This window comes from Peptoniphilus grossensis, from assembly GCF_001940285.1.
Classification (GTDB): domain Bacteria; phylum Bacillota; class Clostridia; order Tissierellales; family Peptoniphilaceae; genus Peptoniphilus_A; species Peptoniphilus_A faecalis.
The window spans coordinates 1,216,329-1,228,276 of the sequence record NZ_MJIH01000001.1; the positions used below are offsets into that span (position 1 = coordinate 1,216,329).

The following is an 11,948-nucleotide window of genomic DNA, read 5'->3' on the forward strand; positions in this document are numbered from 1 at the left end:
GGAGGAAATTATTAATGCATTTAATTAGTTCTATACTTGGAATTTTTGTAAAATTCATCTACGATGGACTAGCTACAATTATGTCAAATGAACCAGCTCAAGTTTCATATTTTGCACTTTCAATTATTATTGCTACTATTATTATTAAGCTTTTAATTTTGCCACTTAATATTTCTCAGATGAAAAGTCAAAAGACAATGGCAAAGCTTCAACCAGAGCTTAAAAAAATGCAACAAAAGTACAAAAACGATCCACAAACTTTAGCTGCAAAACAACAAAAACTTTATAAAGATGCCAATTACAGCGTCGCTGGAGGATGTCTACCAATGATTATAACAATGGTTGTATTAATTGCTTTTTATAGAGTGTTTTTGAACCCACAAACCTTCGCTTTTACAGACCCAGGTTTTTATGAAACAATGAACAAGAATTTCTTTTATATTAAGAATATTGATCATGTAGATCAAACTTTTATTATGCCTATTATAGCAGCTGTTTCAACTTTTTTAGTAAGCTTTATTACTACTAAAAACCCTGCCTCTCAAGGTGCAGGTGCTGATCAAGCAAAGTCTATGATGACTACTATGATGGTTGTGATGCCTATTTTAATTTTTTCAATGGCGAGAAGATATGCAGCTGGTCTTGTTATTTATTGGATTGTTTCTAATATATTTTCAATAATCCAACAACTTATTACTAATAAGATTGTAAAAGATGAAATTGAAGAAGTTGAGGTTAAGGATAAGTAATGAATTATGTAATTAAAACGGGAAAATCCGTTGACGAAGCAGTAAGAGAGGCTCTAATTGAATTAAATATTTCAAGAGAAAATGCTGAAATTGAAGTATTAGATGAAGGTCAAAAGGGATTTTTGGGACTTATTGGTTCTAAGGATGCAACTGTAAAAGTTTGGCCAAAGGAAGATGAAACTAAGAGTATTTTAGATGAAATATTTAATGAAAAAATTGAATCAGAGAAGAGCCAAGACACAGTTCAAGATAATGTTGAACTTGAAATAGAAAATAATGAAATTTTTACAGAAAAAACAGAGGATAATTTAGAAGCTAGCGAAAAAAACTATGTTGAAGAAAGTTCGAATAGCATCGAAGAAGAAAATAAAGATATTTTAGATGCTGCAAGAGAATTTACTGCAAAAATTCTTGAGACTTTGGAACTTGATAATACTGTAGAAATGGAATTGGAAGATAATACTCTAAACATTAATATTAAAGGAGATGAAAATAGACTTGGAATTTTAATTGGAAAAAGAGGTATAACTCTTGATTCAATCCAATATATTTTAAATTTAATAGTCAATAAAAAATCTTCAAGATATATTAGAGTAAATTTAGATTCTAGCGGTTATAGAGAAAAAAGAAAGCAAACTCTTATAAATCTTGCAAAAAAAATGGCTAATAAGGTTACAAAGAGTGGCAGATCAGTTAAGCTTGAACCTATGAATTCTTATGAAAGAAAAATTATTCACACAGCTTTGCAAGATTTTGATGGAGTGTTAACACATTCTGAAGGAAAGGACCCTTTTAGAAAAGTTGTAATTCAAAAAGAAAGAAAATATTAAAAAATTATATAAGAGGGCTTTATTTTAAAAGCCTTCTTTTTTATTTGCTTTAATTGTAGTAATATAGTTTAAAAGGACTGATATAATGGGAAATTTAAATGATACTATTGCTGCAATTTCTACTGCAATTGGCGAAGCTGGCATTGCAATTGTAAGAATGAGCGGCGAAGATTCAATAAATATAATAGATAAAATTTTTGTATCTGTAAGTGGAAAAAATATGGCAGATGCTGAAAATAGAAAGTTTTTGTATGGTCATATATGTGATGGAGACAAAAAAATAGATGAAGTTTTAGTTGTAAAAATGAAAGGGCCTCACTCCTATACTGCTGAAGACATTGTTGAAATTCATTGTCATGGAGGAGTTGTTTCTGTTAAAAGAATTTTAAATTTAATCTTGTCTAATGGTGCAAGGCTAGCTGAAAAGGGAGAATTTACTAAAAGAGGTTTTCTTAATGGAAGAATTGACCTAACTCAAGCTGAGGCAGTAATAGACATGATTAAGGCAAAAACAGATATTTCCTTTGATCTTGGTTTAAATCAACTTAGTGGAGCACTCAGCGAGGTACTAAATAAATTAAGGGATGAACTTATCTCTATGCAGGCTCTTATTGTCGCAAACATAGATTTTCCTGACGAGGATATTGAAGATGCTGCCTATCATGATCTTATGGATAGAAGTGAAAAAATTTTAAATAAAATGGATAATCTCCTTGAAAATTCTAAAAACTCAAGACTTCTTAGAGATGGCATAAATACAGTAATTCTTGGAAAACCAAATGTTGGAAAATCTTCACTTTTAAATGGACTTTTAAAATATGAAAGAGCAATAGTAACTGATATTGCAGGTACAACTAGAGATGTAATTGAAGATTATATAAATTTAGATGGTGTTTTATTAAAAATTTCTGATACTGCCGGAATTAGAGAAACTGACGATGAAGTTGAAAAAATTGGCGTAAATATTGCTAGAGAAAAATTGAAAGATGCGGATCTAGTAATTGCAATTTTTGATATTTCGAGAGAATTTGATCAAAACGATAAAGAAATTTTAAAATTGATCGAAAACAAAAAACATATCATTATATTAAACAAAGATGATTTAGAACAAAAAATTTCTGATGAAGAAATTGAAAAGTATTTTAAAGATGATTATTTGAGACTTTCAGTTATGAAAAATGAATCTATTAAAAAAGTTGAAAAATTAATTTTAGATTTGTTCTTTGATGGAGAACTTCAAATTTCCTCTGACACGGTGCTTTCTAACATTAGACATATAAATGCATTAAGAGAAGCAAGAAAAGAACTTTTAGAGGTAAAAGAAAGCCTAAATAAAAAGGTGTTTTTAGATTTAATTGAAGTTGACCTTGAAAATGTAATTGCACATATTTCTGAGATAACAGGAACAATTACAACAGAAGATATTTTAGACAGAGTATTTTCTGATTTTTGTATAGGAAAGTAGGTAAAGATGTCAGATATTAAATATTTTGAAGCTGGAGATTTTGATACAGTTGTAATTGGAGCAGGTCACGCAGGAAGTGAAGCTGCTCTTGCATCTGCAAGACTTGGTGCAAAAACTCTTTTATTATGTATAAATTTAGATTCAATAGCACAACTTAGCTGTAATCCAAACATTGGTGGAACAGGTAAGGGTCATCTAGTTCGTGAAATTGACGCTTTAGGTGGCGAAATGGCAAAAAATATAGACAAAACTTTTATCCAATCTAGGATGCTTAATACTTCAAAAGGTCCAGCTGTCCATTCACTTAGAGTGCAAGCTGATAAGAGAAAGTATCACGATGAGATGAAAAGAGTGCTGGAAAATGAAGAAAATTTATATCTCCTTCAAGATGAAGCTATTAGAATTTTAAAAGATGGTAAGAAAGTAACTGGAGTTTTAACGAGAAATGGTGCAAAATATAAAACTAAATGCGTTGTAATATGTAGCGGAACTTACCTAAGATCAAGAATATTTATGGGAGAAGTAAATTATTCCTCAGGTCCAAGTGGATTTGGTCCAGCAAATTATCTTTCAGAAAGTCTTGAAAAAGATTTTGGAATGGAACTTAGAAGGTTAAAAACAGGAACTCCTGCAAGGGTTTTGCGCAAATCAATGGATTATTCTGTGATGAAAGAACAAAGAGGAGACGAAGAAATAATTCCGTTTTCTTTCCTAAACATCGACAAAAAATACGATATTAAACAAGAACTTTGTTATTTGACTTATACTACTAAAAAGTGCCACGATATTATTAGAAATAATATCGAAAGATCTGCACTTGCACTTGGAGATATTGAAGGAAAAGGTCCAAGATACTGTCCATCTATTGAAGATAAAGTAACTAGATTTGCTGATAGAGATTCACATCAAGTTTTTATTGAACCAGAAGGTCTTACTACTGATGAAATGTACATCCAAGGTGTGTCTTCTTCACTACCAGTAGAAGTACAAAATCAATTTTACAGAGAAATAATAGGAATGGAACACTGTAAAATTTTAAGACCCGCCTATGCTATTGAATATGATGCAATCGATGCAACCCTCTTAAAGAGAACCTTAGAACACATGGATTATGAGGGTTTATTTTTTGCTGGACAAATTAATGGATCTAGCGGATATGAAGAAGCAGGAGCACAAGGAATTGTCGCAGGAATAAATGCAGCTCTTAAAGTAAAAGGAAAAGATCCCTTTGTGCTAGATAGATCTGAAGCATATATTGGAGTTTTAATTGACGATTTAGTAACCAAGGGAACTCGAGAACCTTATAGAATGATGACTTCAAGAGCTGAATATAGGCTCACTCTAAGACAAGATAATGCCGATTTAAGACTCACTGAAAGAGGAAGAAAAATTGGACTTGTAGACGATGAGAGATATAAAGGATATTTATATAGGAAAAATGCAATTGAAGAAGAAATTAATAGAATTAAAAAAATTCAAATTAATCCAACTGCTGAAAATAATAAAATTCTAAAAAGCCTTGGATCAACCGAAACTCAAAATTCTTTCTCTCTTTATGAGCTTATAAAAAGGCCGGAACTTGACTATAAAAAACTAGCAGTATTTGACAAAGACAGACCTTTTGTAAGAAGTGATGTAATAAGAAATATTGAAATTGAAATAAAGTACGAAGGTTATATTAAAAAGCAAGAAATACAAATTAAACAGTTTAAAAAACTTGAAAACAAAAAACTTTCCAAGGATATAGATTATAAAAATATAGATGGACTTAGAATAGAAGCAAAAGAAAAATTATCAGATATTAGACCAGAATCCATTGGTCAAGCATCTAGAATAACTGGAGTTTCCCCAGCAGATATAAATGTACTTTTGATACATCTTGAGCAATTAAGGAGAAAAAATGTTAATTGATTATATGAAAAACTATGATCTGAGCACAGATAATATTGATAAATTTGAAAAATACAAAGAATTAATACTGAAATACAACGAGCATACAAATCTTACGCGAATTACTGAAGAAAATGAATTTAACGTAAAACACTTTTTGGACTCATTGAGCCTTTTTAAGACAAAAAAATTCGATGGAGAGAAAAAAATTATTGACATAGGAACTGGAGCAGGATTTCCAGGGATTCCATTAAAGCTTTATAACGAACAATTAGATATAATTCTTCTAGATTCACTTAGAAAAAGAATTGATTTTTTAAATGACGTAATTGAAGAACTGAATCTAGAAAAAATAAAGGCAATTCACGCAAGAGCCGAAGAAATTGCAAGAACAGAAGAATACAGGGAACAATTTGACATAGCAGTATCTAGGGCAGTTGCAAATCTAGCTACCTTAACAGAGTATGCAATGGGATTTGTAAAAGTTGGAGGGTATTTTATTTCTCAAAAAGGTCCAGAATACAAAGAAGAGCTTGAAGATGCAAAGAGAGCGATTGAATTAATGGGCGGAATTGTGGAAAATGTGATTTACACTCCATTACCAATGGATATAGATCATTATATTATTGTGATTAAGAAAGTTAAAAAGACTGACAAAAAGTATCCAAGAGGTGGGGGAAAACCAAGGAAGGCACCTCTATAAATTCCAAAGATCAAATTAGTTAATAAAAACAAGATGCTCCACGTAGAGCATCAAAAAAATTAAAAAAATATAAAAATGCTCCACGTAGAGCAAAGCTTCAAATTTTTTGAAGCTTATTTTTTTGCTTTGCCTTTAAAAAAAAATTCAAACATGTTATTATTAATGGTATAGAAATGAGGTAAAAAATGTCTGTTGTAATTACAGTTTTCAATCAAAAAGGTGGGGTTGGTAAAAGCACCACTGTTATAAATTTAAGTTCAGCACTTGCCTTGAGAGGTAAAAAGACACTTGTAGTTGACATGGACCCACAAGGAAATTCAACTTCAGGGCTTGGAGTTTATGAGTTTAAAAATATGATATATGACTTTGTTATAGATGAGAAAATAGATTCTATTTACAAAACTTCTTTTAATAAGCTCGACATAATCCCATCAAATGGAGAGTTTGCTGGAGTGGAAATTGAACTTGCAAGATACGAAGACTGGCAGTTTAAACTAAAGAAGATGATAGATAAGGTCAAGGACAATTATGATTTTGTAATTCTCGACTCTCCACCTTCTCTTGGAATATTATCAATGATGTCTTTAATTGCAAGCGATAAAATCCTTATTCCTGTGCAATGCGAATACTATGCCCTTGAAGGAGTTTCACAACTAATGGATACAATTGCTCTTGTAAGAGACAATTTTAATCCAAATTTAAGTATTTTAGGAGTTGTGATGTGTATGTACGATGGAAGAAACAATCTGTCTAATCAAGTAGTAGAAGAAGTTAAAAAATTCTTTAAGGATAAAGTTTTTAAAACTTTTATACCTAGAAATGTTAGACTTGCAGAAGCTCCAAGTTTTGGTATGAATATATTTGATTATGACAACAAATCTAGAGGTGCAAGGGCATATACGGAGCTTGCTAAGGAAGTAATAGGTGAAATATATGAGTAAGAAAAATGCACTTGGCAGAGGAATAGAAAACTTTTTAACATCCAGTGAAAAAATAAGAGAAGTGATTGAAGAAGATAGTTCAAAACTTATGGATATTAATGTTATTGAAATTATTCCAAATGAAGATCAGCCCAGAAAAAATTTTGACAAAGATGAAATATACGAACTTTCTCAATCTATAAAAAAATATGGAATAATTCAGCCACTTTTACTAAAGAGAAAAAATGATAAATATGAAATCATAGCAGGAGAAAGAAGATATAGAGCGGCATTAGAAGCTGGAGTGACAAAAGTTCCTGCAATTGTAAAAGATGTATCTGATGAAATTTCTAGTAGGATTGCTATCATTGAAAACATTCAAAGAAAAGACTTAAACCCAGTGGAAGAAGCTATGAGCTACAAACACCTTTTGGATTCACAAGATCTAACACAGAAAGAACTCGCCGATGAAATAGGTAAAAGTAGACAATATGTGGGCAACACTATTAGGCTTTTAAAGCTTGATCCTAGAGTTTTAAAACTTTTGGAAGAAGGGAAAATTAGTACATCTCATGGTAAAAAATTACTTGCTATAAAAGATAGTGATAGACAGTATAAGGAAGCCATGAAAATCATAAAAAACTCCATTCCTGTAAATGTTAATAAAAAAAATACTGAGACTGGAAAAATAGAAAAATCAAAAGATGTTTTTTTGGAAGATATAAGAAGTGAGATTGAAAGATCACTTGGAACAAAGGTAAGTTTCAAAAAAAGAGGAAAAGTCGGCAAAATTGAAATCGAATATTATGGCGAAGAAGACTTATCTAGAATTGTTGATCTTATTTTAAAAAAGGATTTAATGGAATGAAAAGATTTTATACGACATATTTAGTATCAGCCTTTTCAGATAGGGCTTTTATGGGTAATTCGACTGGAGTAGTAATTGACGATAGTGGAAAGCTTTCAGATGAAGAAATGGAAAACATCGCTAAGGACATCAATCAATCTGTAATTGTTTTTGTAAGAGAACTTGATAGAGATCGATACTTAACAAGATTTTTCACGCCAGATGGTGAGATAAATCTTTGTGGTCACGCAACTGTTGCAACTTTTTATGCACTTGCAGAAAATGAATATATTAAAAGTGAGGAAGAAGGTATAAAGAAAATTATTCAACACACAAAAATTGGTAAAATACCAGTTGAGCTTGAATATAGAAATGGGAAAATCCAAAATATTTACATGAATTTAGATATTAAACTCGATGAAAAATTTGAAGATGAAGATAGAATTTTAAAAATTCTCAATTTAAAAAAAGAAGATATTGGGCTTGAAATAGCTGAAAATTTGAGCATGAAAAAAATATCTACGGGAACTTGCGACATAATTGTACCTGTAAAAAACGAAGAATCACTTTCTTCTATAGTACTAGACAAAAAAGAAGCCCTTGAAATTTCGAGAGATGAAAATTTAATTTCAATTCATGCTTTTACAACAAATGATGGAAAAAAAATTAAACAAAGAACTTTTTCTCCAATAATTGGCGAAGATGAGGAATTTGGAAGTGGAACATCTACAGCTGCAACTATGTACTATTTAAGTTCAAACAAAATAACAGAAAGCAAGAGTGTTACAGCAATACAAGGCGATTATATTGGAAGAATTTCAAAGGTTTTTACAAATCTAACAGATAGAGAAGGAAGGATTCGTGTTGGGGGAAGAGCTTACGTATTTATGAATGGAGTTTTATATTTATAATGGCAAGAAAAGAGAGAAAATCAAAAAGATCTAAAATAGTTCTTTTTATATTTTTTGTAGTGATAGTATTTTTTGGAGTGAGTTTAGTATCTTCACGAAATAAAATAGTAGATATTAATCCAAAAGATGTTGATTATATAGAGATAATTGGATTTAAAACTGATAATATGAAGACAATAAAGGAAGAAAAAACTGTAAATAAAATAGTAAGAGACTTAAATCGATTGAGAGGAAAACAAGCAAACAAAGATACTAATGCAGAAATAGCAAATTATATAAATGTCTATTTTACAAGTGGAAACAAAATTTCTTTTGTAAAAACAGGTCTTACTATTAGAGTAAATAATATCTATTACAATATTAGTTCCAATAACTCAAAAATGATTGATAATATAATAGAAAAGTATGGAAGATAAAATAAAGCTGGCTTAGTTGATAAGTCAGCTTTTTAAAAATATAAATGGAGCTGATAGGCGGATTTGAACCGCCGGCCTATTGATTACGAATCAATTGCTCTACCAACTGAGCCATATCAGCAAATAATAAAATAATTATAGCACTAATTGAAAAAAAGTAAAACTGAAAAAACTTGATTAATGATATAATGAATGTGGTGATTAAATGAAATACATAATGGCATTTGATGCAGGAACTACATCTGCAAGAACTATAATTTTTGATAAAAAGGGAAATCCAGTATCTGTTGCACAAAAAGAACTTATTAAACATTTCCCAAAGCCCGGATATGTTGAGGAAGAACCAGAAGACCTTTGGTCAAAGCAAATAGGTACGGCAGTGGAAGCAATGTCTAAAAAAGGTATCGACCCAAAAGATATTGCGGCGATTGGAATTACAAATCAACGAGAAACTACAATTGTTTGGAATAAAAAGACAATGGAGCCAGTTTACAACGCTATTGTGTGGCAATGTAAGAGGACGACAAAATACTGTGAAGAACTAAAAGAAAGAGGACTTGAAGAAAAAATAAAACAAAAGACAGGGCTTGTAATAGATCCCTATTTTTCTGCTACAAAAATAAGGTGGATTCTTGAGAATGTGGAAGGCGCAAGAGAAATGGCTAATCGTGGAGAGCTTTTATTTGGAACGGTGGAAACATATCTAATTTATAAGTTAACAGATGGCGAAGTTCACATAACAGATTACACAAATGCATCGAGAACAATGTTATTTAACATAAAGGAAAAAAGATGGGATGATGAGCTTTTAGAAATTTTTGATATACCAAGATCCATGCTTCCTGAAATAAAAAATTCAAGCGAAGTATATGGTAATTCAAAATCAAAATATTTGGGTTGTGAAATACCAATTGCTTCTGCAATTGGTGATCAACAGTCTTCACTTTTTGGCACAGCATCCTTTGAAAAGGGCATGGCAAAATCCACTTATGGCACAGGAGCTTTTATCCTAATGAATACAGGTGACGAGCTAATAAGATCGCAAAATGGTCTTGTTTCAACCATAGCATGGTCAATAAATGGGAAGGTTAAATATGCACTTGAAGGTTCAATTTTCGAAGCAGGATCATGTATTAATTTTTTGCGAGATAATCTAAGGATTATAGATCAAGCAGATGATTCTGAATATATGGCTAGTAAGGTAAAGGACACAAATGATTGCTACTTTATACCAGCCTTCACAGGTCTTGGAGCTCCTTATTGGGATCAATACGCAAGAGGCAGTATAATTGGACTTACTGGTTCAGTAAATAAATATCACATAATACGAGCAGCATTAGAATCAATAGCATATTTAAGTTGTGATGTAGTAGAAGCAATGCAAGAAGACTCAATGACAAAAATAAAATCATTAAAGGTTGATGGAGGAGTAAGCAAGAATAATTTTTTGATGCAATTTTTGTCAGATATTGTTGGGGTTGAAGTTATAAGGCCGAAAGTAATTGAATTAACAGCTCTTGGTGCATGTTACATGGCTGGGCTTGCAGTAGGATTTTGGAAAAACATAGACGAAATAAGAGAAAACAATGAAACAGAAAAGTGTTTTGAGCCAAAAATGAAAGAAGAAGATAGAAGTAAAAAGATGAGTAGATGGCACGAAGCCATAAAATATTCTATGAATTGGGCGAAATAATCGAATAAAAAATAATAAATTGTAAAATCCTTGCAGATTTTATTTTTAAGTAAAAGGTTTTAATAGGATAAGGTTATCATTTTTGTTATAATATATTTGATAAAAAAATTATGAGGAGATTTTTATGGATTACAATAATTTTTTGAGAGAAAAAATGGTACCAGCCTTTGGGTGTACCGAGCCCATAGCTTTGGCTTATGGTGCAAGTCGTGCAAGATCTATATTAGGAGAAGATCCTGAAAAGATTATAGCAAAGCTATCGGGCAATATGATTAAGAATGTAAATAGCGTGAAAGTGCCAGGGACTGATGGAAGAAAGGGAATTGAAATCTCTCTTGCTGCGGGAGCATTCCTTGGAGATTATAATAAGAAACTTGAAGTTTTATCTAGTGTTGATAAAAGCAAGTTAAATATGTTAGATGATCTTATAAAAAAGGGTCTAGTTAAAATAGAACTTGTTCATGAAATTAAGGGACTTTACATAGACATTGTTATGGAGAAGAATGGCAATAAATCTCGTGTAATAATCAAGGATTACCACACAAACATTATTTATGAAAGTATAAATAATAAAGTGCTTTTCGAAAATAAAAATGAAGACGAAAAACTAGAATCTAAAATAGATTTATCCTTTGATAAAATTTATGATTTTGCAAAAAGTGGAAATTATAAAAGTATAACAGATATCTTAGATAAAGAAATTGAGTACAATTATGATATTGCAGTAGAAGGAATTGAAAACCCATGGGGTGCAAACATTGGAAAAATGATTTTAGAAGATGCAAAAGATAACTACAATGACAAATTAGTTGCTTATGCAGCTGCAGGTTCCGATGCTCGCATGTCTGGTTGTGAAAAACCTGTTGTTATAAATTCTGGAAGTGGAAACCAAGGCATAACAGTTTCCGTTCCTATAATTATTTATGCAAAGGATCATAGTATAGAAAGGGATAAATTATATAGATCACTTATTTTTGCAAATTTAATTGGTCTTTATATAAAAGAAGGAATAGGAGAATTATCTGCCTATTGTGGAGTGGTATCTGCTGCAGCTGCTTCGGTATGTGGAATTGCCTTTATGAAGGATGAAGACAAAGATCTTATAAAAGAAACCCTAAAAAATGGACTTGCGACAAATTCCGGAATTATTTGCGATGGAGCAAAGGAATCTTGTGCCATAAAGATTGCATCTAGTTTAAAAATGTCACTCTTTGCATATAAGCAAGCAAAGTCTGGAAACTCTTTTAAATCTGGCGATGGAATAGTAAAGGACGATGTTGATGATATGATTAAAACAGTTGGACATATTGCAAAGGATGGAATGAGAGAAACTGACGAGGTTATTTTAAAAGAAATGATAGGAAGATAAAAGTTAAAAGATGAGGTTAACAAAGAACGGTAAATCAATTGGTTTACTGTTCTTTTATTGGTTAAATAAAAAAAGAATAAAATAAAAATAAAGTTTTAATTTTATCTTACACTATATTTAAATTTACATCTATAAAAACACCTCCAAAACAGATA

The 11,948-nt window shown here is 31.0% G+C and carries 11 protein-coding genes and 1 tRNA gene; 11 read left to right on the top strand and 1 reads right to left on the bottom strand.

Going from position 1 to position 11,948, the window contains the following annotated elements; all coding sequences use genetic code 11:
- The first annotated feature begins 14 nt into the window (after positions 1-14).
- The 9 genes from BIV18_RS05875 (at position 15) to BIV18_RS05915 (ending at position 8,731) form a co-directional block, all read left to right on the top strand.
- On the top strand, positions 15-749 hold the full coding sequence (locus BIV18_RS05875) for a YidC/Oxa1 family membrane protein insertase (RefSeq protein WP_075659724.1): 735 nt from the start codon (positions 15-17) through the stop codon (positions 747-749).
- A complete protein-coding gene (gene jag / locus BIV18_RS05880) occupies positions 749-1,579 on the top strand; it encodes an RNA-binding cell elongation regulator Jag/EloR (RefSeq protein WP_075659725.1) in 831 nt (276 codons plus the stop codon). Before BIV18_RS05875 ends, jag begins: the two co-directional genes overlap by 1 nt.
- Before the next feature lie 85 nt (positions 1,580-1,664).
- Positions 1,665-3,044 carry a tRNA uridine-5-carboxymethylaminomethyl(34) synthesis GTPase MnmE gene (gene mnmE / locus BIV18_RS05885; RefSeq protein WP_075659726.1) on the top strand — a complete coding sequence of 460 codons (1,380 nt, stop codon included), beginning with the start codon at positions 1,665-1,667 and terminating at the stop codon, positions 3,042-3,044.
- A 6-nt stretch (positions 3,045-3,050) separates the two neighbouring features.
- Positions 3,051-4,955 carry a tRNA uridine-5-carboxymethylaminomethyl(34) synthesis enzyme MnmG gene (gene mnmG / locus BIV18_RS05890; protein ID WP_075659727.1) on the top strand — a complete coding sequence of 635 codons (1,905 nt, stop codon included), beginning with the start codon at positions 3,051-3,053 and terminating at the stop codon, positions 4,953-4,955.
- The gene (rsmG, locus tag BIV18_RS05895) at positions 4,945-5,637 is read left to right on the top strand and encodes a 16S rRNA (guanine(527)-N(7))-methyltransferase RsmG (RefSeq protein WP_075659728.1); all 693 of its coding nucleotides are present in this window, start codon (positions 4,945-4,947) and stop codon (positions 5,635-5,637) included. Before mnmG ends, rsmG begins: the two co-directional genes overlap by 11 nt.
- A gap of 185 nt (positions 5,638-5,822) precedes the next feature.
- The gene (locus BIV18_RS05900; RefSeq protein ID WP_075659729.1) at positions 5,823-6,578 is read left to right on the top strand and encodes a ParA family protein; all 756 of its coding nucleotides are present in this window, start codon (positions 5,823-5,825) and stop codon (positions 6,576-6,578) included.
- Complete coding sequence (locus BIV18_RS05905) at positions 6,571-7,425, top strand: ParB/RepB/Spo0J family partition protein (protein ID WP_075659730.1); 855 nt, start codon at positions 6,571-6,573, stop codon at positions 7,423-7,425. Before BIV18_RS05900 ends, BIV18_RS05905 begins: the two co-directional genes overlap by 8 nt.
- Entirely contained in the window at positions 7,422-8,315 is an 894-nt protein-coding gene (locus BIV18_RS05910) for a PhzF family protein (RefSeq protein ID WP_075659731.1), read from the top strand. The genes BIV18_RS05905 and BIV18_RS05910 overlap by 4 nt, the downstream gene beginning before the upstream one ends.
- Positions 8,315-8,731, top strand: a complete 417-nt coding sequence (locus BIV18_RS05915) for a hypothetical protein (RefSeq protein ID WP_075659732.1) — start codon at positions 8,315-8,317, stop codon at positions 8,729-8,731. Before BIV18_RS05910 ends, BIV18_RS05915 begins: the two co-directional genes overlap by 1 nt.
- A 45-nt stretch (positions 8,732-8,776) precedes the next feature.
- On the opposite strand, the gene BIV18_RS05920 is transcribed toward BIV18_RS05915, so the two are convergent.
- Positions 8,777-8,852 (bottom strand) — tRNA-Thr (locus BIV18_RS05920).
- 84 nt (positions 8,853-8,936) lie between these two features.
- On the opposite strand from BIV18_RS05920, the gene glpK reads away from it, so the two are divergent.
- Positions 8,937-10,424 (top strand): glycerol kinase GlpK, encoded by a 1,488-nt coding sequence (glpK, locus tag BIV18_RS05925; protein ID WP_075659733.1) that lies wholly within the window; start codon positions 8,937-8,939, stop codon positions 10,422-10,424.
- 124 nt (positions 10,425-10,548) lie between these two features.
- The gene (locus tag BIV18_RS05930; protein ID WP_075659734.1) at positions 10,549-11,793 is read left to right on the top strand and encodes an L-cysteine desulfidase family protein; all 1,245 of its coding nucleotides are present in this window, start codon (positions 10,549-10,551) and stop codon (positions 11,791-11,793) included.
- Positions 11,794-11,948: the final 155 nt, after the last annotated feature.